The sequence below is a fragment of the Escherichia sp. WS338 genome, assembly GCF_046486405.1.
Taxonomy (GTDB): domain Bacteria; phylum Pseudomonadota; class Gammaproteobacteria; order Enterobacterales; family Enterobacteriaceae; genus Escherichia; species Escherichia coli.
On record NZ_JBJQLL010000010.1, the window covers coordinates 147,250 to 171,637 of the forward strand.

At 50.8% G+C, this 24,388-nt stretch carries 23 protein-coding genes; 8 read left to right on the forward strand and 15 right to left on the reverse strand.

The window, feature by feature from the left end; translation table 11 throughout:
* Positions 1-17: 17 nt before the first annotated feature.
* The 11 genes from atpG to asnC form a co-directional block, all read right to left on the reverse strand.
* Entirely contained in the window at positions 18-881 is an 864-nt protein-coding gene (gene atpG, locus ACJHWT_RS11845; RefSeq protein ID WP_000896498.1) for a F0F1 ATP synthase subunit gamma, read from the reverse strand.
* A gap of 50 nt (positions 882-931) precedes the next feature.
* Positions 932-2,473, reverse strand: coding sequence for a F0F1 ATP synthase subunit alpha (gene atpA / locus ACJHWT_RS11850; RefSeq protein ID WP_001176745.1), 1,542 nt, complete (start codon positions 2,471-2,473; stop codon positions 932-934).
* A gap of 12 nt (positions 2,474-2,485) precedes the next feature.
* A complete protein-coding gene (gene atpH, locus ACJHWT_RS11855) occupies positions 2,486-3,019 on the reverse strand; it encodes a F0F1 ATP synthase subunit delta (RefSeq protein ID WP_001288587.1) in 534 nt (177 codons plus the stop codon).
* 14 nt (positions 3,020-3,033) lie between these two features.
* Positions 3,034-3,504, reverse strand: coding sequence for a F0F1 ATP synthase subunit B (gene atpF, locus ACJHWT_RS11860; protein WP_001052219.1), 471 nt, complete (start codon positions 3,502-3,504; stop codon positions 3,034-3,036).
* 61 nt (positions 3,505-3,565) lie between these two features.
* Positions 3,566-3,805: a F0F1 ATP synthase subunit C gene (gene atpE / locus ACJHWT_RS11865; protein ID WP_000429386.1), complete on the reverse strand. Its 240-nt coding sequence runs from the start codon at positions 3,803-3,805 to the stop codon at positions 3,566-3,568.
* A 46-nt stretch (positions 3,806-3,851) separates the two neighbouring features.
* Entirely contained in the window at positions 3,852-4,667 is an 816-nt protein-coding gene (gene atpB / locus ACJHWT_RS11870) for a F0F1 ATP synthase subunit A (protein WP_000135618.1), read from the reverse strand.
* An 8-nt stretch (positions 4,668-4,675) separates the two neighbouring features.
* The gene (gene atpI, locus ACJHWT_RS11875; RefSeq protein WP_000116695.1) at positions 4,676-5,056 is read right to left on the reverse strand and encodes a F0F1 ATP synthase subunit I; all 381 of its coding nucleotides are present in this window, start codon (positions 5,054-5,056) and stop codon (positions 4,676-4,678) included.
* Between the two features lie 616 nt (positions 5,057-5,672).
* On the reverse strand, positions 5,673-6,296 hold the full coding sequence (rsmG, locus tag ACJHWT_RS11880; RefSeq protein WP_000932863.1) for a 16S rRNA (guanine(527)-N(7))-methyltransferase RsmG: 624 nt from the start codon (positions 6,294-6,296) through the stop codon (positions 5,673-5,675).
* A gap of 63 nt (positions 6,297-6,359) precedes the next feature.
* Complete coding sequence (mnmG, locus tag ACJHWT_RS11885) at positions 6,360-8,249, reverse strand: tRNA uridine-5-carboxymethylaminomethyl(34) synthesis enzyme MnmG (protein ID WP_000499788.1); 1,890 nt, start codon at positions 8,247-8,249, stop codon at positions 6,360-6,362.
* A gap of 378 nt (positions 8,250-8,627) precedes the next feature.
* A complete protein-coding gene (gene mioC / locus ACJHWT_RS11890) occupies positions 8,628-9,071 on the reverse strand; it encodes an FMN-binding protein MioC (protein WP_000763742.1) in 444 nt (147 codons plus the stop codon).
* Between the two features lie 89 nt (positions 9,072-9,160).
* On the reverse strand, positions 9,161-9,619 hold the full coding sequence (gene asnC / locus ACJHWT_RS11895) for a transcriptional regulator AsnC (RefSeq protein ID WP_000432970.1): 459 nt from the start codon (positions 9,617-9,619) through the stop codon (positions 9,161-9,163).
* Between the two features lie 151 nt (positions 9,620-9,770).
* Between asnC and asnA the strand changes: the two genes are divergently transcribed.
* Positions 9,771-10,763, forward strand: coding sequence for an aspartate--ammonia ligase (gene asnA, locus ACJHWT_RS11900; RefSeq protein WP_000845104.1), 993 nt, complete (start codon positions 9,771-9,773; stop codon positions 10,761-10,763).
* A gap of 4 nt (positions 10,764-10,767) precedes the next feature.
* Here asnA and viaA read toward each other — a convergent pair whose 3' ends face one another.
* Positions 10,768-12,219 (reverse strand): ATPase RavA stimulator ViaA, encoded by a 1,452-nt coding sequence (gene viaA, locus ACJHWT_RS11905; RefSeq protein ID WP_000956642.1) that lies wholly within the window; start codon positions 12,217-12,219, stop codon positions 10,768-10,770.
* A complete protein-coding gene (gene ravA, locus ACJHWT_RS11910; RefSeq protein ID WP_001318145.1) occupies positions 12,213-13,709 on the reverse strand; it encodes an ATPase RavA in 1,497 nt (498 codons plus the stop codon). Before ravA ends, viaA begins: the two co-directional genes overlap by 7 nt.
* 222 nt (positions 13,710-13,931) lie before the next feature.
* Here ravA and kup point away from each other — a divergent pair, with 222 nt between their 5' ends.
* The 7 genes from kup (at position 13,932) to rbsR (ending at position 21,835) form a co-directional block, all read left to right on the forward strand.
* Positions 13,932-15,800 carry a low affinity potassium transporter Kup gene (gene kup, locus ACJHWT_RS11915; RefSeq protein ID WP_000102323.1) on the forward strand — a complete coding sequence of 623 codons (1,869 nt, stop codon included), beginning with the start codon at positions 13,932-13,934 and terminating at the stop codon, positions 15,798-15,800.
* 166 nt (positions 15,801-15,966) lie between these two features.
* Positions 15,967-16,386 (forward strand): D-ribose pyranase, encoded by a 420-nt coding sequence (rbsD, locus tag ACJHWT_RS11920; RefSeq protein WP_001318146.1) that lies wholly within the window; start codon positions 15,967-15,969, stop codon positions 16,384-16,386.
* 7 nt (positions 16,387-16,393) lie between these two features.
* Entirely contained in the window at positions 16,394-17,899 is a 1,506-nt protein-coding gene (gene rbsA / locus ACJHWT_RS11925) for a ribose ABC transporter ATP-binding protein RbsA (RefSeq protein ID WP_000387770.1), read from the forward strand.
* Positions 17,900-17,903: 4 nt separating this feature from the next.
* Positions 17,904-18,869, forward strand: coding sequence for a ribose ABC transporter permease (gene rbsC / locus ACJHWT_RS11930; RefSeq protein ID WP_000211858.1), 966 nt, complete (start codon positions 17,904-17,906; stop codon positions 18,867-18,869).
* Between the two features lie 24 nt (positions 18,870-18,893).
* Complete coding sequence (gene rbsB, locus ACJHWT_RS11935) at positions 18,894-19,784, forward strand: ribose ABC transporter substrate-binding protein RbsB (protein WP_001056273.1); 891 nt, start codon at positions 18,894-18,896, stop codon at positions 19,782-19,784.
* A gap of 125 nt (positions 19,785-19,909) precedes the next feature.
* A complete protein-coding gene (gene rbsK, locus ACJHWT_RS11940) occupies positions 19,910-20,839 on the forward strand; it encodes a ribokinase (protein WP_001361088.1) in 930 nt (309 codons plus the stop codon).
* Positions 20,840-20,842: 3 nt separating this feature from the next.
* The gene (rbsR, locus tag ACJHWT_RS11945; protein WP_000224470.1) at positions 20,843-21,835 is read left to right on the forward strand and encodes a ribose operon transcriptional repressor RbsR; all 993 of its coding nucleotides are present in this window, start codon (positions 20,843-20,845) and stop codon (positions 21,833-21,835) included.
* Here the strand turns inward: rbsR and mdtD are convergent.
* Entirely contained in the window at positions 21,801-23,228 is a 1,428-nt protein-coding gene (mdtD, locus tag ACJHWT_RS11950) for a multidrug transporter subunit MdtD (protein ID WP_001280857.1), read from the reverse strand. The two genes, rbsR and mdtD, sit on opposite strands and share 35 nt — an antisense overlap.
* 22 nt (positions 23,229-23,250) lie before the next feature.
* On the reverse strand, positions 23,251-23,943 hold the full coding sequence (locus ACJHWT_RS11955; protein WP_001131162.1) for a FadR/GntR family transcriptional regulator: 693 nt from the start codon (positions 23,941-23,943) through the stop codon (positions 23,251-23,253).
* Between the last annotated feature and the right edge of the window lie 445 nt (positions 23,944-24,388).

The following is a 24,388-nucleotide window of genomic DNA, read 5'->3' on the forward strand; positions in this document are numbered from 1 at the left end:
TCTACGAAATAACCTGTTTAAACCGCGGCGGCCCCCGAGACGATCTCGGTGAGTTCCTGAGTAATGCTGGCCTGACGAGCTTTGTTGTATACCAACTGCAGCTCTTTAATCAGGCTGCCGCCATTGTCGGTCGCGGCTTTCATCGCCACCATACGGGCGGCCTGCTCGCTGGCCAGGTTTTCAACCACGCCCTGATAAACCTGAGATTCGACATAACGACGCAGCAGGGTATCCAGCAACGCCTTCGGATCGGGTTCGTACAGGTAATCCCAGGATTTATGTTTCAGATCATCATCATCTGATGCCGGTAACGGCAGCAGCTGGCTGATGGTCGGAACCTGAGACATGGTGTTAATAAATTTGTTGCTGACAATGTAAAGCTTGTCCAGACGGCCTTCGTCGTAGGCCTGCAACATCACTTTTACCGGACCGATCAGTTCGGACAGGGAAGGGTTATCCCCCATGCCGGTGACCTGGGCAACAACATTGCCGCCCACGGAGTTGAAGAACGACACGCCTTTCGAGCCGATCATTGCGAGGTCGCATTGAACGCCTTTGTCGGTCCAGGTCTTCATTTCCGCCAGCAGTTTTTTGAACAGGTTAATGTTCAAACCACCGCACAAACCACGGTCGGTCGACACCACCAGGTAGCCCACGCGTTTAACGTCGCGGTCTTCCAGGTAAGGGTGCTTATATTCCAGATTACCGTGTGCAAGGTGACCAATCACTTTGCGCATGGTTTCTGCATAAGGACGGCTGGCCGCCATGCGATCCTGCGATTTACGCATTTTGGAAGCGGCGACCATCTCCATCGCTTTAGTGATCTTTTGCGTGTTCTGGACGCTTGCGATCTTACTACGTATCTCTTTTGCGCCGGCCATGAGCTTCTCCTCAATGCCTTGCGGCCTGCCCTAAGGCAAGCCGCCAGACGTTACCAGGATTGGGTTGCTTTGAAGGAATCGAGGATGCCTTTCAGCTTGCCTTCGATTTCGTCGTTGTAGCCACCGGTCTGGTTGATCTCTTGCATCAACGGAGCGTGATCACGGTCGACGTAAGCCAGCAGAGCGGCTTCGAAGCTGCCGATTTTCGACAGTTCTACATCCGCCAGGTAACCACGTTCTGCTGCGAACAGAACCAGAGACTGTTGCGCAACAGACATCGGCGCATACTGTTTCTGCTTCAGCAGTTCGGTCACTTTCTGACCGTGGTCAAGCTGCTTACGTGTTGCATCGTCAAGGTCGGATGCAAACTGAGAGAACGCTGCCAGTTCACGATACTGTGCCAGAGCGGTACGGATACCACCGGACAGTTTTTTCATGATCTTGGTCTGTGCTGCACCACCAACACGGGATACGGAAATACCCGGGTTAACCGCAGGACGAATACCGGCGTTGAACAGGTTGGTTTCCAGGAAGATCTGACCATCGGTAATGGAGATTACGTTGGTTGGAACGAACGCAGAAACGTCACCCGCCTGAGTTTCGATAATCGGCAGCGCAGTCAGAGAACCGGTTTTCCCTTTCACTTCACCTTTGGTGAAGGCTTCAACGTATTCGGCGTTAACACGCGCAGCACGCTCCAGCAGACGAGAGTGGAGGTAGAATACGTCGCCCGGGAATGCTTCACGTCCTGGCGGACGACGGAGCAGCAGGGAGATCTGACGGTAAGCAACAGCCTGTTTAGACAGGTCATCGTAAATGATCAGCGCATCTTCACCGCGGTCACGGAAGTATTCGCCCATTGCACAACCAGCGTACGGTGCCAGGTATTGCAGTGCAGCGGATTCAGACGCGGTTGCTACCACAACGATGGTGTTAGCCAGTGCGCCGTGCTCTTCCAGTTTACGTACCACGTTAGAAATGGTGGACGCTTTTTGGCCGATAGCGACATAGATACATTTGATACCGGAATCGCGCTGGTTGATGATGGCATCGATAGCCAGTGCGGTTTTACCGGTCTGACGGTCACCGATGATCAATTCACGCTGACCACGACCGATTGGGATCATGGAGTCAACGGCTTTATAACCGGTCTGTACCGGCTGATCTACGGACTGACGTTCGATAACGCCCGGAGCGATTGCTTCTACAGCAGAGAAGCCGTCGTGATCCAGCGGACCTTTACCGTCGATTGGTGCACCCAGAGTGTTAACCACACGGCCCAGCAGGCCACGGCCAACCGGAACTTCCAGGATACGGCCAGTACACTTAACTTTCATGCCTTCGGCAAGGTCAGCGTACGGACCCATAACAACCGCACCTACAGAGTCGCGCTCGAGGTTCAGTGCGATAGCGTAACGGTTACCCGGCAGGGAGATCATTTCACCCTGCATACAATCGGCCAGGCCGTGAATGCGGATAACACCGTCACTTACAGAAACAATAGTACCTTCGTTGTGAGCTTCACTCACAACATTGAACTGAGCAATGCGCTGCTTGATCAGTTCGCTGATTTCGGTGGAATTCAGTTGCATGCTCCAGTCCCCTTAAGACTGCAAGACGTCTGCAAGGCGCTCAAGACGACCGCGTACGCTGCCATCAATGACCATATCACCCGCTCGGATGATAACGCCTGCCATTACAGACTTATCGATTTTGCAATTCAGCTTAACTTTGCGTGACAGACGTTTTTCCATCGCAGCAGAAATTTTCGCGAGCTGTTGTTCACTCAGTGCGGCAGCGGAAATGACGTCTACCTCAGCGGTAGCCTCACTCACGGCACGCAGGTGAATAAACTGCTCCAGAACATCCGGGAGCGCGTTAAGACGACCATTTTCAGCCATAACCCGAATCAGGTTCTGACCGTTTTCGTCCAGTTGCTCACCACAAACTGCGATAAACGACTCGGCGAGCGTTTCTGGCGCAAGCGCGCCAGAGAGAAGCTCTGCCATTTGTTCGTTTTTGGTTACCTCGGCGGCAAACGCCAGCATGTCCTGCCAGCGTTCTACACTTTGGTGTTCGACGGCAAAGTCAAAAGCTGCTTTGGCGTAGGGGCGAGCTACCGTAATAAATTCAGACATCAGCCCCTCCCTCCTTACAGTTCAGCGACAAGTTTATCCACGATGTCGCTGTTAGCAGCTTCATCCACGGAACGTTCGATGATCTTCTCGGCGCCAGCAACAGCCAGGATAGCAACTTGCTTACGCAGCTCTTCACGGGCACGTTTACGCTCGGCTTCAATTTCCGCCTGCGCCTGGGCCACGATTTTAGTACGTTCCTGTTCTGCCTCAGCTTTCGCTTCGTCCAGAATCTGCGAGCGGCGTTTGTTAGCCTGCTCGATGATTACCTGGGCTTCCGCTTTCGCTTTTTTCAGCTGGTCGGTCGCGCTGGCCTTTGCAAGGTCAAGGTCCTTATGTGCTCGTTCTGCGGAAGCAAGGCCGTCAGCAATTTCTTTTTGACGTTTTTCGATGGCTGCCATTAATGGCGGCCATACGTACTTCATGCAGAACAGAACGAACAGGACAAACGCGATGGCCTGGCCGAGGATTGTTGCGTTAAGATTCACAGCACAATGCCTCTATTTAGTTAACGTTCTGATATTGCTCTTTAAATAAAAGCAACGCTTACTACGCGACAGCGAACATCACGTACAGACCCAGACCTACAGCGATCATCGGGATAGCATCCACCAGACCCATAACGATAAAGAACTGAGTACGCAGCAGAGGAATCAGATCAGGTTGACGCGCTGCGCCTTCCAGGAATTTACCCCCGAGGATGCCGATACCGATCGCAGCACCGATTGCCGCCAGACCCATCATCACAGCGGCAGCCATGTACAGCAGATCCATATTCAGGTTTTCCATGACAGTCTCCAGTTTGTTTCAGTTAAAACGTAGTAGTGTTGGTAAATTAATGTTCTTCAGACGCCATCGACAGATAGACGATCGTCAGAACCATGAAGATGAAGGCTTGCAGCGTAATGATCAGGATGTGGAAAATGGCCCACGGCACATTCAGGATCCACTGTGACCACCACGGCAACAGACCAGCAATCAGAATGAAAATCAGCTCACCGGCATACATGTTACCGAACAGTCGCAAACCGAGTGAAACTGGTTTGGACAGCAGGCTTACCCCTTCAAGGATTAAGTTGACAGGAATGAACGCCCAGTGATTGAACGGCTGCAGCGTCAACTCTTTCGTGAAGCCGCCGATGCCTTTCATTTTGATGCTGTAGAACAGAATCAGGATAAATACGCCCAGTGCCATAGACAGCGTTACGTTCACGTCAGCAGACGGAACCACACGCAGTGCAGGCAGACCCAGTACATGTTCAGCAATGTACGGCAGCAGGTCGATAGGCAGTAAATCCATCAGGTTCATCAGGAATACCCAGACGAAGATCGTCAGGGCCAGCGGAGCAATCAGCTTGCTTTTGCCATGGTACATGTCTTTCACGCTACCATTAACAAAGCCGATCACCAGCTCAATCGCGGTCTGAAACTTACCTGGCACGCCGCTGGTTGCCTTTTTGGCTACACTACGGAATAAAACCAGGAACAACAGACCCAGCACCACCGAGAAGAACATGGAGTCAATATTGATTGTCCAGAAGGTGGCTGGGGGGTTATGTGGATCCACCAGCGAGAATGTACGCAGGTCCAGCTGAAGGTTATTCAGGTGGTGTCCTATGTAATCCTGCGGCGTCATATTTTCTGAAGCCATGATGCCTTTTACCCTTTGTTGTTAATTACAGCCGGTGCCAGTATCTGAACCACCAGCACCAAAACCCACGTAACGATCAGCGGCAAGAATACCGCCTTTAAAACCGCCAACGCCACCACCAGTAACACCAACATCGCCAGAACTTTGAAAGCTTCGCCAAATGCGAATGTCCAGGCCACCCGGCCTTTCGCTGGTGTATGCGCCTGGTGACGCCAGGCAAATATCATAAACAAAACGTTAGGCAGAAAGACTGCCAGGCCCCCGCTTATTGCAGAGACGCCCCAGAAGGGGTCTTTGAGGCTGAACAGCAATCCACTTGCTATCACCACCAGTAACTGAACGAGCAGAAGCTTCCGAGCAACGTTTCGACTCACGAGCGACACAGACATCACGTTTTTCACTCCTGCTCCCTTCGAGGTATGCCGCGTGTCGTATAAAACTTTCTTTAAGGCTTAGAGTCAAGCATCAAAAAGCGGTCAAATTATACGGTGCGCCCCCGTGATTTCAAACAATAAGTAGCCAAAAGGTGAATAAATGTTTAAATATTTTTCCAGTGCATACAATTGCGACTTTTCTGCAAACCATGTTCGATCATGAAAAACTGTAAATAACGCGTAAACACTGGTGATAAAGCGTGCTTCAGATCACATATTGAGCATGTTCGCGCACAGCATATTTATTTACTTGGCAAATGATGCCTTTGCAAGTTTATGATATTTCAGTCTAAAAACAGATACTGTTTTAATAAATGACATTTACACAACAAAAACCACCCATTGACATTTTTAATAATGTTTTAACAGCCAATGATGATTCTTAGCGCCGATTTTTAGCAGACTGATATTTTCACTTATGACTTATTTTCTGCTTACCAAAAAAAGCCACGTTATCTTGTTGATGCAAAAGAGTGAACGTGGCGTTAAATGTAACCAGTTATATCAGTAGAAAACCTGGTTGTTGTTAACAGTCTAACCGGTCAATTTTTTATGATTTTTTTGATAAAAATTAAATTTTATTTGCTTTAATCACCACCAGATGACGTTCGCCATCCAGGGCCGGAACGTGAAGTTTAACCACTGATTCGACCTGATATTCTTCGGGCAACAAAGCGATTTCATCTTCCGGCATTTGGCCTTTCAGCGCGTAGAAACGGCCTTGCTCACCAGGAAGATGGTGACACCAGCTCACCATATCGTTCAGAGAGGCAAAAGCGCGGCTAATTACGCCATCAAATGGCGGCTCTGAAGGAAACTCTTCTACCCTGCTCTGTACTGGCTCAATATTCTCCAGTTTAAGCTCATGTTGCACCTGACGAAGGAAACGCACGCGTTTACCAAGGCTATCCAACAGAGTGAAATGGGCTTCAGGACGCACGATAGAGAGTGGAATGCCAGGCAGTCCTGGACCGGTGCCGACATCGATAAACCGTTCACCTTGCAGATACGGTGCCACCACAATGCTATCGAGAATATGGCGTACCAGCATCTCATTAGGATCGCGGACCGAAGTCAGGTTGTACGCTTTATTCCATTTATGCAGCATATTCACATAGGCAATAAGCTGGTTTTTCTGGTGATCGGTAAGCGAAATACCTGCGTCTTTCAGCAGAGAGGTGAGTTTGTTGAGCACGGTGATTACCTGTTCTTGATGCGTTGCCCGGTAAGCGGGTGCTTACCAGGCATTTTTAATGCGTTATGCGCTACGACGCAGCATACCCTGTTTTTTCAGCCACACCAGCAGAATGGAGATAGCCGCAGGCGTGACGCCAGAAATACGCGAAGCCTGGCCAATAGAGGCCGGTTTGTGATCGTTAAGTTTGGCGATCACTTCGTTAGAAAGACCGGATACCTGGCGGTAATCCAGCGTCGCTGGTAGCAGGGTATTCTCGTTACGCAGCTGCTTTTCGATCTCATCTTGCTGGCGCGCGATATAACCTTCGTATTTAACCTGAATCTCAACCTGTTCCGCAGCCTGTTCATCTGTCAACGCAGGGGCAAACGGTGTCAGCGTGGTTAATTTTTCATAAGTCATTTCAGGACGACGTAGCAGATCTTCACCACTGGCTTCACGGGAAAGCGGCGCAGTCAGGTGAGCATTCACTTCGGCTGCAGCTTCCGCCGACGGGGTTACCCAGGTCGATTTCAGACGCTGACGCTCACGCTCGATATTCTCAAGTTTCTCGTTAAAGCGCGCCCAACGTTCGTCATCCACCAGGCCCAGTTCACGACCGATTTCAGTCAAACGCAGATCTGCATTATCTTCGCGCAGCATCAGACGATATTCTGCGCGCGAGGTAAACATACGATACGGTTCTTTGGTTCCTAAAGTGCACAGGTCATCAACCAGTACGCCGAGATACGCCTGAGAACGCGCTGGAGCCCAACCTTCTTTGTCTGCAGACAGACGGGCAGCGTTAAGACCAGCCAGCAAACCTTGCGCAGCGGCTTCTTCGTAACCGGTAGTGCCGTTAATCTGACCAGCAAAGAACAGCCCCTGGATAAACTTGCTCTCCAGCGTCGGTTTCAGGTCGCGTGGATCGAAGAAGTCATACTCAATGGCATAACCTGGACGCACGATCTTCGCGTTTTCCATCCCCTGCATGGAGCGGACGATTTGCATCTGCACATCGAACGGCAGGCTGGTGGAGATACCGTTCGGATAAATTTCGTTTGAGGTCAGCCCTTCCGGTTCAAGGAAGATCTGATGCTGATTTCTGTCGGCGAAGCGCATGACTTTGTCTTCGATCGACGGGCAGTAGCGTGGGCCGACACCTTCGATCACCCCTGCGTACATTGGGCTACGATCGAGGTTACTGCGGATCACATCATGGGTTTTCTCGTTGGTATGAGTGATATAACACGGCACCTGCTGTGGATGCTGGGACGCATTACCCATAAACGAGAATACCGGCATTGGGTTATCGCCATGCTGTTGCGCCAGCACGCTAAAGTCTATGGTTCGAGCATCAATACGCGGCGGAGTCCCGGTTTTCAGACGACCAACGCGCAGCGGCAGTTCACGCAAACGGCGAGAAAGCGGAATGGACGGCGGATCACCAGCACGGCCACCGCTGTAGTTATCCAGACCGATATGAATTTTACCGTCCAGGAACGTCCCAACGGTGAGCACGACGGCTTTGGCACGGAACTTCAGTCCCATTTGGGTAACAGCACCGACCACGCGATCGTTTTCGACAATAAGATCTTCAACCGCCTGCTGGAAGATCATCAGGTTCGGTTGGTTCTCCAGCGCCGTACGTACCGCCTGACGGTAGAGCACACGATCCGCCTGAGCTCGGGTAGCGCGAACCGCCGGTCCCTTGCTTGCGTTTAGTATCCTAAACTGGATACCCGCCTGATCGATCGCTTTCGCCATCAGACCGCCGAGTGCATCCACTTCTTTTACCAGATGTCCCTTCCCAATACCGCCGATCGCCGGGTTGCAGCTCATCTGCCCCAGAGTGTCGATATTGTGTGTCAAAAGCAGAGTCTGTTGACCCATACGCGCCGCGGCCATCGCGGCCTCGGTGCCTGCATGACCCCCGCCAATGATGATGACGTCAAAAGGATCCGGATAAAACATGGTGATTGCCTCGCATAACGCGGTATGAAAATGGATTGAAGCCCGGGCCGTGGATTCTACTCAACTTTGTCGGCTTGAGAAAGACCTGGGATCCTGGGTATTAAAAAGAAGATCTATTTATTTAGAGATCTGTTCTATTGTGATCTCTTATTAGGATCGCACTGCCCTGTGGATAACAAGGATCCGGCTTTTAAGATCAACAACCTGGAAAGGATCATTAACTGTGAATGATCGGTGATCCTGGACCGTATAAGCTGGGATCAGAATGAGGGGTTATACACAACTCAAAAACTGAACAACGGTTGTTCTTTGGATAACTACCGGTTGATCCAAGCTTCCTGACAGAGTTATCCACAGTAGATCGCACGATCTGTATACTTATTTGAGTAAATTAATCCACGATCCCAGCCATTCTTCTGCCGGATCTTCCGGAATGTCGTGATCAAGAATGTTGATCTTCAGTGTTTCGCCTGTCTGTTTTGCACCGGAATTTTTGAGTTCTGCCTCGAGTTTATCGATAGCCCCACAAAAGGTGTCATATTCACGACTACCAATACCGATTGCGCCAAAGCGGACCGCAGAAAGATCGGGCTTCTGTTCCTGCAATGCTTCATAGAAAGGAGAAAGGTTGTCCGGAATATCTCCGGCACCGTGGGTTGAGCTGATAACCAGCCAGATCCCAGAGGCAGATAAATCTTCCAACAGCGGACCGTGCAGCGTTTCGGTGGTAAAACCCGCCTCTTCCAGCTTTTCAGCCAGGTGTTCTGCTACATATTCGGCACCGCCGAGGGTGCTGCCGCTGATAAGAGTGATATCTGCCATAAACCGCCACCTTTATTAAGAGTGGCATATTGTACGCTGTGAACGCGTTGGGATCTACCTGTGGAAAAGTATGGGATTAAAAAAGCCGATCAGGGCTTGATGGTACGCATGATCGGGTTTTGCAGGACGATCAATGTCTCGGTGGACTGAATTTCATCAATTGTTTGGATCTTGTTGATAAGTACATGCTGGAGAGCGTCGATCGAACGGCACATCACTTTTATAAAGATGCTGTAGTGGCCGGTGGTGTAATAGGCTTCAGTGACTTCATCAAGGCTTTCCAGTTTCGCCAGCGCGGAAGGATAGTCTTTGGCGCTCTTTAATATAATGCCGATAAAGCAGCCTACGTCATAACCGAGCTGCTTCGGGCTGACATCAATACGCGCCCCGGTAATGATCCCCGCCTGCTTCATTTTCTCTACTCGAACGTGAATCGTCCCCGGACTGACGCCAAATTGTTTCGCCAGTTCGGCGTAAGCGGTGCGCGCATTGCCCATTAATGCTTCCAGGATGCCACGGTCCAGATTGTCGATTAGATAATTTTCCATAGGATTTTCTTATGCGGATTGATGATTCATTCTATTTTAGCCTTCTTTTTTAATGAATCAAAAGTGAGTTAGGCTTTTTATTGAATGATTATTGCATGCGTGTCGGTTTTTGTTGCTTAATCATAAGCAACAGGACGCAGGAGTATAAAAAATGAAAACCGCTTACATTGCCAAACAACGTCAAATTAGCTTCGTGAAATCTCACTTTTCCCGTCAACTGGAAGAACGTCTGGGGCTGATCGAAGTCCAGGCGCCGATTCTTAGCCGTGTGGGGGATGGCACGCAGGATAACTTGTCGGGCTGTGAAAAAGCGGTGCAGGTAAAAGTGAAAGCTCTGCCTGATGCCCAGTTCGAAGTGGTTCATTCACTGGCGAAGTGGAAACGTCAGACATTAGGGCAACACGACTTCAGCGCGGGCGAAGGGCTGTACACGCACATGAAAGCCCTTCGCCCCGATGAAGACCGTCTTTCTCCGTTGCACTCGGTCTATGTTGACCAGTGGGACTGGGAACGCGTAATGGGCGACGGTGAGCGTCAATTCTCGACTCTGAAAAGCACGGTAGAGGCGATCTGGGCGGGAATTAAAGCAACCGAAGCTGCGGTTAGCGAAGAGTTTGGCCTGGCACCGTTCCTGCCGGATCAGATCCACTTCGTACACAGCCAGGAGTTACTGTCTCGTTATCCGGATCTCGATGCCAAAGGGCGTGAGCGGGCGATTGCGAAAGATCTTGGCGCGGTATTCCTCGTCGGGATTGGCGGCAAGTTGAGTGATGGTCATCGTCACGACGTGCGCGCACCGGATTATGATGACTGGAGCACCCCGTCAGAGCTGGGCCATGCGGGTCTGAACGGCGATATTCTGGTATGGAACCCGGTACTGGAAGATGCGTTTGAGCTTTCTTCCATGGGGATCCGCGTGGATGCCGATACGTTGAAACATCAGCTGGCGCTGACCGGTGATGAAGATCGCCTGGAGCTGGAGTGGCATCAGGCGCTGCTGCGCGGTGAAATGCCGCAGACCATCGGCGGCGGTATCGGGCAGTCTCGTTTGACCATGCTGCTGCTGCAACTGCCACATATCGGCCAGGTTCAGTGTGGTGTATGGCCGGCAGCTGTTCGCGAGAGCGTCCCTTCTCTGCTGTAATAATTTATCGCCGCCAGCGTCTGAGCAGGCGGCTTCGCATCCCGGTATCAAAGCGCCAGATATGATCGAAAATGCGCATGATGCCGGGTTTGCCATGTGCAGACATCGCCACGGCATGAAAGCGATGCTGATGTACGCGCTGTAGCTCTTTCACTTTACTCGTCACGTCGTCAGGCAACCGCTGGGCGATAAAATCAGAAATCACCACCGCATCGGCATCAAACCATTCCCTGCTTTGCAAGCGTTCCATAATGGCGCGAAAACAACTGGCAAGATCGGTGCCGCCACGAAACTGCTGGCTTAAAAAACGGATTGCTTGTTCGATGCCTTGTGGGCCTGAAAGCTCATAACGGACGATCTCGGTGGAAAATAACATAATATAGCAGCGCCGGTTTTCAGCGAGAGCAATGCGCATCAAGGCCAGGCAGAACGCTTTCGCACACTGTTCATTAAAGCCGCCCATTGAGCCGGAAGTATCCACACAGACAATAAACGGTCCGCGCGGCTGTTCGTCGTAATCTTTATGTACCACCGGGCGTTCGATCACTTTTTCACGCCACGACTCACCGTGCAGGCGATAGGTGAGCAACTGTTTTTCCACCAGCCGACGGTAAAACTCATACTCCAGTTCCGTTATCCCCAGTGTCGCCAGTTCTGGCGGCAGGAGACGTAAAATATCATCGCTTTGTTGCAGACCATCAACCTGCTCAGGAACCGTCGCCGGTTCGCGCACCATGGTGCGGAAGGTTTCCATCTGCGCATCGTTGCGCGGTATTGATTTGGCTTCCCGTGAACGCCCCAACTGTTCTGCCAGGCGTTTCAGTTCCGGCTGTTCGTTAAGAAATTCACCGTATTTCACAATCAACTGATAGTCGCCGCGTTTAAGCTGACCGGCGCTCATATCCCACAGACGACCAGCTGCGGTATTGTTATCTGCGAGAATCGGTTCAAGTTGCCCGCTCAGCGTCATGCGTTCCTGAACTTCACTCAACAGTTGTTCGCGTTCTTCTTCTAATAGCTGCTGATTTAGCGTCGTTGCTTGCACGATCAGACTTAAACGCCAGCGCTGGAGAAAAAGCGTGTGTAACGCTGAAGTGATCGTACTGTTAGCATCAACCAACTGTCGGGCTTGTTCTGCCCATGGAGAATTCAGACGATGCAGTAAGTCCAGGATCTGTGGTAGCTGCACAATAAACTGCGGCGTGGAGAGGAGCTGGCTTTGCTGATAGCACATCACCTCTTCGGTGAGTTCCGGCGGGACTCGGGCATCTTTCAGCCGACTGCGCAGCGCCTCACGCCAGCGGGGAACATCATCAGTGATTGCCGCCTTCAGTCGTGGGAATTTTTCAAAGAAGACCGCCAGCTGCGGTGAGGCCAGCAGCGCGATGATCATCTCTTCGATCAATCCCTCTTCGCTGACGGCCAGCATCACATTAAGCGTATCCAGCGTTAGCATTGTTGTGCCTGGCGAATCTGTGCACCGACATCCTGTAGGCTGGCTTCAATGCGACCTAACCAGTCGCCAGGGATAAACAGACATTTTTGCTGTTCGCTGAATAAAGCGTGTTGCTTGCGCCAGTCGCTTTCAAGCTCTTCCAGTTGTTGTTTTATTTCACCTGGTAGACCTTCAGCCGATGAACCGGGAAGTGCCAGCGTACTGCCTTGTAAACTTATATCGCGTACAACAAGATGTTGGGCACTATCAACTTCCAGATTCAGTTTCTGGGCAAAGCCAATACCGTTCAGTTTGCCGCGAATTTCACCACCTTTACTCAGCCACTGTTCCAGCGCGTTACGCTCAAAGGAGATATGAACCACTTCCATATCATGCAGTTTTAACGGTTTTTGCAGCAGCAGAGTCAGAGTGGAAGCAGTAACGTTAACAGGAAGTTGATACTGCTGACGACGGCTGAAAATGCCGCCCAGACGAATTACCGTTAAGGCTGTTTTATCGCTTTGTTGCTGCTGGAGTTGCAGGTGACGTTGCACAATCGCGCCCAGGCGGGTCAACATCCCTTGCTGTTGCCAGGCATGACCGGTCATCAATACATCAATTTGTTGTTGTATCAAATTCAGGCTTTGCGCGTCATACCACAGGCAATCTTTCAGCAAAATGAGATCTACCGGGGCAACGGCACTGCGACCGCTAAAAAAGGCGCTGGCCTGCAATAAGCGGATCGCTTTTTTCCAGCGACGATCCGAGACATAAGGCGCATCCGGTAATTTATCCAGTTGCTGGCGCAGCATAAAAATCAGCTCAAATACATGATCGGGCAGCGTAATTTCACCAATCTCTTTCTGCCAGCGTTCATATTCTTCATCTGTGACCTGCAAGGAGGCAGGAACCGGATTGTCGTTTTCATCCTGTTGACTGGTCAGCATGGAGCGGAAATTCGCTTTATCCTGCACTTTATCTAACCACAGACGAATCAGCATGCGGTCATATAACGCTTCCAGACTGCTGTCTGCTTCCGGCAGCTCGTTGGAGGCCGCCACCAGCAGGCGCATCGGGATTTTTTCTACGTGTGCACCGTTGCGGAACTGGCGCTCGTTAATGGCGGTGAGCAGGGTATTAAGAATTGCCGGACCCGCTTTCCAGATCTCATCCAGAAAGACGATTTCTGCTTCCGGCAGGTAACCGCTGGTTAAACGTTCATAGCGCCCTTCATCTTTTAGCGCCTGAATAGAAAGGGGACCAAAAACCTCTTCCGGCGTGGAGAAGCGAGTCATCAGATATTCAAACGCGCGGGCATTCTGAAAGGCGAATTTTAAGCGCCGGGCGATCAAACTTTTGGCAATACCTGGCGGGCCAAGGAGGAACACACTTTCACCACTTAATGCCGCTAATAAACACAAGCGGATGGCGTGGCTACGTTCATAAAGCCCCTTTTCCAACGAACTGCTCAGGCGGGAAATTCTTTCCGCTAATAAATGAGGGTGAGCCATAATGAAGTGGCGTCCTTTCGTCAAAAGTTCTGCGTAAATTGCGAGTATAGACGTTTCTTGCTGGTGGCTAAAATAGTCTCAAAGGGGGGGTATTTTTCTTTGAGCCAGGTTAATGTGGCCGCATTTAGGAGTACGATTTTGCCGTTAATCGTGCATACTGTGCGCTTTTTTGTGGGCCAAGGGACTAAGCACACATTTCATATTTCAACGAAAGACTAGTCTATGAGCACTGATAATAAGCAATCATTGCCCGCGATTACCCTCGCGGCGATTGGAGTTGTCTACGGCGATATTGGTACCAGCCCGTTATATACACTTCGTGAATGTTTGTCCGGCCAGTTTGGTTTTGGCGTTGAACGCGATGCCGTGTTTGGCTTTTTATCGCTGATCTTCTGGCTGCTAATCTTTGTGGTTTCCATTAAATATCTCACCTTCGTGATGCGGGCAGATAACGCCGGTGAAGGGGGGATCCTGACGTTGATGTCGCTTGCCGGGCGTAATACGTCGGCGCGAACCACATCAATGCTGGTGATTATGGGGCTAATCGGCGGCAGCTTTTTCTATGGTGAAGTCGTCATAACACCCGCTATTTCGGTGATGTCCGCCATTGAAGGTCTGGAAATCGTCGCCCCGCAGCTGGATACCTGGATAGTTCCCCTCTCAATTATCGTTCTCACATTATTATTCATGATTCAAAAACATGGCACGGCTATGGTCGGTAAGCTGTTTGCGCCGATCATGCTGACCTGGTTTTTGATTCTGGCAGGGCTGGGGTTACGTAGCATTATTGCTAACCCGGAAGTGCTGCATGCACTGAATCCGATGTGGGCGGTGCATTTCTTCCTTGAATACAAAACGGTTTCTTTTATTGCATTAGGGGCAGTGGTGCTGTCGATTACGGGGGTCGAGGCGCTGTATGCTGATATGGGGCACTTTGGTAAGTTCCCTATTCGTCTGGCGTGGTTCACCGTCGTATTGCCTTCCTTAACCCTTAATTACTTCGGCCAGGGAGCGCTGTTGTTAAAGAATCCGGAAGCGATTAAGAACCCGTTCTTCCTGTTGGCACCGGACTGGGCGCTGATCCCGCTGCTGATCATCGCCGCACTGGCGACGGTAATTGCCTCGCAGGCGGTTATCTCTGGCGTCTTCTCATTGACGCGTCAGGCGGTACGTCTGGGATATTTGTCGCCGATGCGCATTATTCACACTTCCGAAATGGAGTCAGGGCAAATCTATATTCCCTTTGTGAACTGGATGCTCTATGTCGCGGTCGTGATTGTGATTGTCAGCTTTGAGCACTCCAGCAACCTGGCGGCGGCGTACGGGATTGCGGTGACCGGAACCATGGTGCTGACGTCTATTCTCTCGACTACCGTGGCACGTCAGAACTGGCACTGGAATAAGTATTTTGTTGTGCTGATCCTGATTGCTTTCCTTTGTGTCGATATTCCCTTGTTCACCGCTAACCTCGATAAACTGCTCTCCGGCGGCTGGTTGCCATTGAGCCTCGGTACGGTGATGTTTATCGTGATGACCACCTGGAAGAGCGAGCGTTTCCGCTTGCTGCGGCGGATGCATGAACATGGTAACTCTCTGGAAGCGATGATTGCTTCGCTGGAGAAATCACCGCCCGTTCGCGTGCCTGGGACCGCGGTGTATATGTCGCGTGCAATCAACGTCATTCCCTTTGCGCTGATGCATAACCTGAAACATAACAAGGTATTGCATGAGCGGGTGATTCTGTTAACTCTGCGCACCGAAGACGCGCCATATGTCCATAACGTCCGTCGGGTACAGATTGAACAACTGTCGCCCACTTTCTGGCGCGTGGTGGCAAGTTATGGTTGGCGAGAAACGCCAAACGTGGAAGAAGTTTTCCACCGCTGCGGTCTGGAAGGATTAAGTTGCCGGATGATGGAAACCTCCTTCTTTATGTCGCATGAGTCGTTGATCCTCGGCAAACGCCCGTGGTATTTGCGTCTGCGCGGCAAGCTGTACTTGCTGCTGCAACGTAATGCGCTGCGTGCGCCGGATCAATTTGAAATCCCACCAAACAGGGTTATCGAACTGGGTACTCAGGTCGAAATCTAACGCCAGACGCCTCCTTTCTCCATAAGGGGGCGTTTTTGTTTTCATGGTTAATCACCATGTAAAACGTTTCGAGGTTGATCACATTTCCGTAACGTCACGATGGTTTTCCCAACTCAGTCAGGATTAAACTGCGGGTCAGCGAAACGTTTCGCTGATGGAGAAAAAAATGAAAAAAGGCACCGTTCTTAATTCTGATATTTCATCGGTGATCTCCCGTCTGGGACATACCGATACGCTGGTGGTGTGTGATGCTGGTTTACCCATCCCCAAAAGTACAACGCGTATCGATATGGCATTAACCCAGGGTGTACCTTCTTTTATGCAGGTGCTGGGCGTCGTCACAAATGAAATGCAGGTCGAGGCGGCCATTATCGCGGAAGAGATCAAACAACATAATCCGCATCTCCACGAAACGTTGCTCACTCACCTTGAGCAGCTGCAACAACACCAGGGAAATACCATTGAAATTCGTTACACCACGCATGAACAATTCAAACAACAAACCGCAGAAAGTCAGGCGGTAATTCGCAGCGGAGAATGTTCTCCGTATGCGAATATCATTCTCTGTGCTGGCGTGACGTTCTGAGGCCGTCATGGAAGCATTACTTCAGCTTAAAGGCATCGATAAAGCCTTCCCGGGCGTAAAAGCCCTCTCGGGCGCAGCGTTAAATGTCTATCCGGGCCGTGTGATGGCGCTGGTGGGCGAAAACGGTGCGGGTAAATCCACCATGATGAAAGTGCTTACGGGTATCTATACTCGCGATGCCGGTACGCTTTTATGGCTGGGGAAAGAAACGACGTTTACCGGGCCGAAATCTTCCCAGGAAGCCGGGATTGGGATTATCCATCAGGAACTGAACCTGATCCCGCAGTTGACCATTGCCGAAAACATTTTCCTCGGTCGTGAGTTTGTTAATCGCTTTGGCAAAATTGACTGGAAAACCATGTATGCCGAAGCGGATAAATTGCTGGCTAAACTTAACCTGCGCTTTAAAAGCGACAAGCTGGTGGGCGATCTTTCCATCGGTGACCAGCAAATGGTTGAAATAGCCAAAGTGCTGAGCTTTGAGTCGAAAGTCATCATTATGGATGAACCGACCGATGCGCTGACCGATACCGAAACCGAATCCTTGTTCCGCGTCATCCGCGAGCTGAAATCGCAAGGCCGCGGTATTGTCTATATTTCCCACCGCATGAAAGAAATCTTCGAGATTTGCGATGACGTTACCGTTTTTCGTGACGGGCAATTTATTGCTGAGCGTGAAGTAGCATCACTGACCGAAGATTCGCTGATTGAGATGATGGTGGGCCGCAAGCTGGAAGATCAATATCCACACCTGGACAAAGCGCCGGGAGATATTCGCCTGAAAGTCGATAATCTCTGCGGACCTGGCGTTAACGATGTCTCTTTTACTTTACGCAAAGGCGAAATCCTTGGCGTCTCTGGTTTGATGGGCGCAGGTCGTACTGAACTGATGAAAGTGCTCTACGGCGCACTGCCGCGCACCAGCGGTTACGTCACCCTGGATGGGCATGAAGTCGTTACCCGTTCACCACAGGATGGCCTGGCAAACGGCATTGTGTATATCTCCGAAGACCGTAAACGTGACGGTTTAGTGCTGGGCATGTCAGTAAAAGAGAATATGTCGCTGACCGCGCTGCGCTACTTCAGCCGCGCTGGCGGCAGTTTGAAGCATGCCGATGAACAGCAGGCAGTAAGTGATTTCATTCGTCTGTTTAATGTGAAAACGCCGTCGATGGAACAGGCAATTGGTCTGCTTTCCGGTGGCAATCAGCAAAAAGTGGCGATTGCCCGTGGTCTGATGACACGCCCCAAAGTGTTGATCCTCGATGAGCCTACCCGTGGCGTAGATGTCGGCGCGAAAAAAGAGATCTATCAACTGATTAACCAGTTCAAAGCCGATGGCTTGAGCATCATTCTGGTGTCATCGGAGATGCCAGAAGTATTAGGCATGAGCGATCGCATCATCGTCATGCATGAAGGGCATCTCAGCGGGGAATTTACTCGTGAGCAGGCCACCCAGGAAGTGTTAATGGCTGCCGCTGTGGGCAAGCTTAATCGCGTGAATCAGGAGTAAAAAAATGACAACCCAGACTGTCTCTGGTCGCCGTTATTTCACGAAAGCGTGGCTGATGGAGCAGAAATCGCTTATCGCTCTGCTGGTGCTGATCGCGATTGTCTCGACGTTAAGTCCGAACTTTTTCACCATCAATAACTTATTCAATATTCTCCAGCAAACCTCGGTGAACGCCATTATGGCAGTCGGGATGACGCTGGTGATCCTGACGTCGGGCATCGACTTGTCGGTAGGTTCTCTGTTGGCGCTGACCGGCGCAGTTGCTGCATCTATCGTTGGCATTGAAGTCAATGCGCTGGTGGCTGTTGCTGCTGCTCTCGCGTTAGGTGCCGCAATTGGTGCGGTAACCGGGGTGATTGTAGCGAAAGGTCGCGTCCAGGCGTTTATCGCTACGCTGGTTATGATGCTTTTACTGCGCGGCGTGACCATGGTTTATACCAACGGTAGCCCAGTGAATACCGGCTTTACTGAGAACGCCGATCTGTTTGGCTGGTTTGGTATTGGTCGTCCGCTGGGCGTACCGACGCCAGTCTGGATCATGGGTATTGTCTTCCTCGCGGCCTGGTACATGCTGCATCACACGCGTTTGGGGCGTTACATCTACGCGCTGGGCGGCAACGAAGCGGCAACGCGTCTTTCTGGTATCAACGTCAATAAAATCAAAATCATCGTCTATTCTCTTTGTGGTCTGCTGGCATCGCTGGCCGGGATCATTGAAGTGGCGCGTCTCTCCTCCGCACAACCCACGGCGGGGACTGGCTATGAGCTGGATGCTATTGCTGCGGTGGTTCTGGGCGGTACGAGTCTGGCGGGCGGAAAAGGTCGCATTGTTGGAACGTTGATCGGTGCATTAATTCTTGGCTTCCTTAATAATGGATTGAATTTGTTAGGTGTTTCCTCCTATTACCAGATGATCGTCAAAGCGGTGGTGATTTTGCTGGCGGTGCTGGTAGACAACAAAAAGCAGTAATAACGACTACAGGACATCTTGAATATGAACATGAAAAAACTGGCTACCCTGGTTTCCGCTGTTGCGCTAAGCGCCACCGTCAGTGCGAATGCGATGGCAAAAGACACCATCGCGCTGGTGGTCTCCACGCTTAACAACCCGTTCTTTGTATCGCTGAAAGATGGCGCGCAGAAAGAGGCGGATAAACTTGGTTATAACCTGGTGGTGCTGGACTCCCAGAACAACCCGGCGAAAGAGCTGGCGAACGTACAGGACTTAACCGTTCGCGGCACCAAAATTCTGCTGATTAACCCGACCGACTCCGACGCAGTGGGTAATGCTGTGAAGATGGCTAACCAGGCGAACATCCCGGTTATCACTCTTGACCGCCAGGCAACGAAAGGTGAAGTGGTGAGCCACATTGCTTCTGATAACGTACTTGGCGGCAAAATCGCCGGTGATTACATCGCGAAGAAAGCGGGCGAAGGTGCCAAAGTTATCGAGCTGCAAGGCATTGCTGGTACATCCGCAGCCCGTGAACGTGGCGAAGGCTTCCAGCAGGCTGTTGCTGCTCACAAGTTTAATGTTCTTGCCAGCCAGCCAGCAGATTTTGATCGCACCAAAGGTTTGAACGTAATGCAGAACCTGTTGACCGCACATCCGGATGTTCAGGCTGTATTCGCGCAGAATGATGAAATGGCGCTGGGCGCGCTGCGCGCACTGCAAACTGCCGGTAAATCGGATGTGATGGTCGTCGGATTTGATGGTACACCGGATGGCGAAAAAGCGGTGAATGATGGCAAACTAGCAGCGACTATCGCTCAGCTACCCGATCAGATTGGCGCGAAAGGCGTCGAAACCGCAGATAAAGTACTGAAAGGCGAGAAAGTTCAGGCTAAGTATCCGGTTGATCTGAAACTGGTTGTTAAGCAGTAGTTTTAATCAGGTTGTATGACCTGATGGTGACATAAATACGGCATCGACAGATGAACGTGTAATATAAAGAAAAGCAGGGCACGCGCCACCCTAACACGGTGGCGCATTTTATGGACATCCCGAATATGCAAAACGCAGGCAGCCTCGTTGTTCTTGGCAGCATTAATGCTGACCACATTCTTAATCTTCAATCTTTTCCTACCCCAGGCGAAACCGTAACCGGTAACCACTATCAGGTTGCATTTGGCGGCAAAGGCGCGAATCAGGCTGTGGCTGCTGGGCGTAGCGGTGCGAATATCGCGTTTATTGCCTGTACTGGCGATGACAGCATTGGCGAGAGCGTTCGCCAGCAGCTCGCCACTGATAACATCGATATTTCTCCGGTCAGCGTGATCAAAGGCGAATCAACAGGTGTGGCGCTGATTTTTGTTAATGGCGAAGGTGAGAATGTCATTGGTATTCATGCCGGCGCTAATGCTGCCCTTTCCCCGGCGCTGGTGGAAGCGCAACGTGAGCGTATTGCCAACGCGTCAGCATTATTAATGCAGCTGGAATCACCACTCGAAAGTGTGATGGCAGCGGCGAAAATCGCCCATCAAAATAAGACTATCGTTGCGCTTAACCCGGCTCCGGCTCGCGAACTTCCTGACGAACTGCTGGCGCTGGTGGACATTATTACGCCAAACGAAACGGAAGCAGAAAAGCTCACCGGTATTCGTGTTGAAAATGATGAAGATGCAGCGAAGGCGGCGCAGGTACTGCATGAAAAAGGTATCCGTACTGTACTGATTACTTTAGGAAGTCGTGGTGTATGGGCTAGCGTGAATGGTGAAGGTCAGCGCGTTCCTGGATTCCGGGTGCAGGCTGTCGATACCATTGCTGCCGGAGATACCTTTAACGGCGCGTTAATCACGGCGTTGCTGGAAGAAAAACCATTGCCAGAGGCGATTCGGTTTGCCCATGCTGCCGCTGCGATTGCCGTAACACGTAAAGGCGCACAACCTTCCGTACCGTGGCGTGAAGAGATCGACGCATTTTTAGACAGGCAGAGGTGACGCTTGGCTACAATGAAAGATGTTGCCCGCCTGGCGGGCGTTTCTACCTCAACAGTTTCTCACGTTATCAATAAAGATCGCTTCGTCAGTGAAGCGATTACCGCCAAAGTTGAAGCGGCGATTAAAGAACTCAATTACGCGCCATCAGCCCTGGCGCGTAGCCTCAAACTCAATCAAACACATACCATTGGCATGTTGATCACTGCCAGTACCAATCCTTTCTATTCAGAACTGGTGCGTGGCGTTGAACGCAGCTGCTTCGAACGCGGTTATAGTCTCGTCCTTTGCAATACCGAAGGCGATGAACAGCGGATGAATCGCAATCTGGAAACGCTGATGCAAAAACGCGTTGATGGCTTGCTGTTACTGTGCACCGAAACGCATCAACCTTCGCGTGAAATCATGCAACGTTATCCGACAGTGCCTACTGTGATGATGGACTGGGCTCCGTTCGATGGCGACAGCGATCTTATTCAGGATAACTCGTTGCTGGGCGGAGACTTAGCAACGCAATATCTGATCGATAAAGGTCATACCCGTATCGCCTGTATTACCGGTCCGCTGGATAAAACTCCGGCGCGCCTGCGGTTGGAAGGTTATCGGGCGGCGATGAAACGTGCGGGTCTCAACATTCCTGATGGCTATGAAGTCACTGGTGATTTTGAATTTAACGGCGGGTTTGACGCCATGCGCCAACTGTTATCACATCCGCTGCGTCCTCAGGCCGTCTTTACCGGAAATGACGCTATGGCTGTTGGCGTTTACCAGGCGCTGTATCAGGCAGAGTTACAGGTTCCGCAGGATATCGCGGTGATTGGCTATGACGATATCGAACTGGCAAGCTTTATGACGCCACCATTAACCACTATCCACCAACCGAAAGATGAACTGGGGGAACTGGCGATTGATGTACTCATCCATCGGATAACCCAGCCGACCCTTCAGCAACAACGATTACAACTTACTCCGATTCTGATGGAACGCGGTTCGGCTTAGATTTACGCTGTCTTTTGATCAAATTATTACCATCAGTTGTTTTCAGAAGCATGAACATTGCTGCTGAAGCAACAGTAATAATGCCCATCGTGATAAACGTATAGTGGAATTGTTCGACTGTCGTTGTGCCTTCCATCCCTTCATAAACGCGAAGGACGGCCGCACTTACAGCAACGCCTAAACTGATAGACAGTTGCTGCGTGACCGCCAGAACACTGTTACCGCTGCTGGCGTTGTCATCGGTCAGATCGGCAAGTGTGATGGTATTCATCGCGGTAAATTGCGTCGACATAGCCATCCCTAATATAAACAACGGCAAGATCAGCATCCATATCGCCATTGCCGGTGATTGCAAATAGAACTGAGCGATCATTAGCCCAATAATCACCGTGATCCCAACTAACGTATGGCGATAGCCCAGACGACGTAAGACTTGGGTAACCATCGATTTTGCAATAATGGAACCTAACGCTGTCGGTGCCATCATACAGCCGGCAATAAAAGCCTGATAACCAAATCCTACCTGTAACATCAATGGCATAAGGAACGGTACACAACCGGTCCCCAGACGGGTTGCAATATTGCCTACGATACCGATCGAGAAAGTGCGGGTTTTAAATAAATCTAATGAAATTAATGGGTTTGGCGTGCGTCGTGCATGGAGAATATAGAGAAGCAGTAACCCGATGCTGGTGACAATTACCGTCAAGGCAATCCAACTGGCGACAATCTTTTCCCCGAATAGCTCTATTCCGCTTGAGAAGAGAACAAGGCTAAGGCCAAACAGCAAAAAGCCAGTGATATCGAATCTGCGTCGTGCGGTGGTGAAATTGGGCATATGTTTGCGCGCGTAAAGAAGGCCCGCAATACCTATGGGGATATTGATTAAAAATATCCAGTGCCAGGTTGCCCAGGTGACCAGCACGCCGCCAAGAACGGGGCCTAAAATTGGCCCCACCAGACCCGGCATGGCGACAAAATTCAATACAGGAAGAAGCTCATTACGAGGATAAGCGCGCAGTAAGGCCAGCCGAGCAACAGGCATCATCATTGCGCCGCCTATCCCCTGAATAACCCGGAAGACAACCAGCTGTGGTAGCGAGTTAGAAAGTGCGCAGGCCAGAGAACCCAACGTGAACAGACTCACGGCAAGAGTAAATATGCGACGCGTACCGAAGCGATCGGCTAGCCATCCGCTTACCGGAATAAGCATCGCCACCGTCAGCGTATAACTGATGATGGCTGATTGCATCGCGAGAGGAGAACGATTAAGGCTATGAGCGATTGCGGGTAAGGCGGTATTCAGAATAGTGGCATCAAGTGCCTGCATGAAGAAGGCCATCGCCGCGATCCACGGCAAACCCGCCATACTGCGCTTCTTTTTATCGCTCATTCAATGTCCTGTTATCGGGGTGTCACTTATCAGGTGAGCGTAGCAGCGCCTGACAAGCTTTAAATGCCGCGTCGCCATCGCTTTGGATAATCGCGTCAACAATCGCCTGGTGCAGATCCAGCTTTATCACTGTGTCGCTGGTAATTGACGTGAAGTAAGTGTGATAAACCGAATGGAAGAGCGAGGCGAATGAGGTCAAAAACGGATTGGCGCTCATTTCATAGATATGCTCATGCCAGGCCATATCGACCTCAATCCAGCGTTCACGGCGAAAGTTCTCTTTTAATGCCACCATTTCGGCCATTAACGTATTGAGATGCGCCTTCTGTTCCGCGGTGCCAACCATTGCTGCCAGTAGGCAAGCTTGCGGCTCCAGACAGATACGCATAACCAGAAAGTGATCGATGACCTGATGAAAGTTCTCTTCTGTCATCCACCAGGTAAGCAATTCCTGATCAAGAAAATTCCAGTTTGATTGTGGCATGACCCGGGTACCAATTCGCGGTCGCGGTAAAACCATCCCTTTTGCCGTTAACGTTTTGACCGCTTCGCGTACCGCTGTACGACTCACTCCAAATTGCTCGCCCAGCTCAATCTCACCAGGCAAAATGGTGCCGGGTTCATATTCACCTTTTAAGATGCGTTGCGCCAGCTTCTCAGCCAGAACATACGAAAGGTTTTTCTGTGCAGCTAACTGTTGTGCGCTTAAAGGCATTACTAATCTTCCTTTTTCTTTTTATTCCTCCTTAGTATGCCACCAGGAAGTGTGATTACGGTTGCAAAAACGGCAAATTGCTTGTTTTATGGCACATTAACGGGGCTTTTGCTGAAAAAATGCGCGGTCAGAAAATTATTTTAAATTTCCTCTTGTCAGGCCGGAATAACTCCCTATAATGCGCCACCACTGACACGGAACAACGGCAAACACGCCGCCGGGTTAGCGGGGTTCTCCTGAGAATTCCGGCAGAGAAAGCAAAAATAAATGCTTGACTCTGTAGCGGGAAAGCGTATTATGCACACCCCGCGCCGCTGAGAAAAAGCGAAGCGGCACTGCTCTTTAACAATTTATCAGACAATCTGTGTGGGCACTCGAAGATACGGATTCTTAACGTCGCAAGACGAAAAATGAATACCAAGTCTCAAGAGTGAACACGTAATTC

Bases quoted from the DNA above. Each gene is read 5' to 3' on its own strand.
- mioC (WP_000763742.1), bottom strand. From the start codon at position 9,071: ATGGCAGATATCACTCTTATCAGCGGCAGCACCCTCGGCGGTGCCGAA.
- rbsB (WP_001056273.1), top strand. From the start codon at position 18,894: ATGAACATGAAAAAACTGGCTACCCTGGTTTCCGCTGTTGCGCTAAGC.
- mdtD (WP_001280857.1), bottom strand. From the start codon at position 23,228: ATGAGCGATAAAAAGAAGCGCAGTATGGCGGGTTTGCCGTGGATCGCG.
- ravA (WP_001318145.1), bottom strand. From the start codon at position 13,709: ATGGCTCACCCTCATTTATTAGCGGAAAGAATTTCCCGCCTGAGCAGT.
- atpB (WP_000135618.1), bottom strand. From the start codon at position 4,667: ATGGCTTCAGAAAATATGACGCCGCAGGATTACATAGGACACCACCTG.
- rbsA (WP_000387770.1), top strand. From the start codon at position 16,394: ATGGAAGCATTACTTCAGCTTAAAGGCATCGATAAAGCCTTCCCGGGC.
- atpA (WP_001176745.1), bottom strand. From the start codon at position 2,473: ATGCAACTGAATTCCACCGAAATCAGCGAACTGATCAAGCAGCGCATT.
- kup (WP_000102323.1), top strand. From the start codon at position 13,932: ATGAGCACTGATAATAAGCAATCATTGCCCGCGATTACCCTCGCGGCG.
- asnC (WP_000432970.1), bottom strand. From the start codon at position 9,619: ATGGAAAATTATCTAATCGACAATCTGGACCGTGGCATCCTGGAAGCA.
- atpG (WP_000896498.1), bottom strand. From the start codon at position 881: ATGGCCGGCGCAAAAGAGATACGTAGTAAGATCGCAAGCGTCCAGAAC.
- atpI (WP_000116695.1), bottom strand. From the start codon at position 5,056: ATGTCTGTGTCGCTCGTGAGTCGAAACGTTGCTCGGAAGCTTCTGCTC.
- rbsC (WP_000211858.1), top strand. From the start codon at position 17,904: ATGACAACCCAGACTGTCTCTGGTCGCCGTTATTTCACGAAAGCGTGG.
- ACJHWT_RS11955 (WP_001131162.1), bottom strand. From the start codon at position 23,943: ATGCCTTTAAGCGCACAACAGTTAGCTGCACAGAAAAACCTTTCGTAT.
- rbsK (WP_001361088.1), top strand. From the start codon at position 19,910: ATGCAAAACGCAGGCAGCCTCGTTGTTCTTGGCAGCATTAATGCTGAC.
- rbsD (WP_001318146.1), top strand. From the start codon at position 15,967: ATGAAAAAAGGCACCGTTCTTAATTCTGATATTTCATCGGTGATCTCC.
- mnmG (WP_000499788.1), bottom strand. From the start codon at position 8,249: ATGTTTTATCCGGATCCTTTTGACGTCATCATCATTGGCGGGGGTCAT.
- viaA (WP_000956642.1), bottom strand. From the start codon at position 12,219: ATGCTAACGCTGGATACGCTTAATGTGATGCTGGCCGTCAGCGAAGAG.
- asnA (WP_000845104.1), top strand. From the start codon at position 9,771: ATGAAAACCGCTTACATTGCCAAACAACGTCAAATTAGCTTCGTGAAA.
- atpE (WP_000429386.1), bottom strand. From the start codon at position 3,805: ATGGAAAACCTGAATATGGATCTGCTGTACATGGCTGCCGCTGTGATG.
- atpH (WP_001288587.1), bottom strand. From the start codon at position 3,019: ATGTCTGAATTTATTACGGTAGCTCGCCCCTACGCCAAAGCAGCTTTT.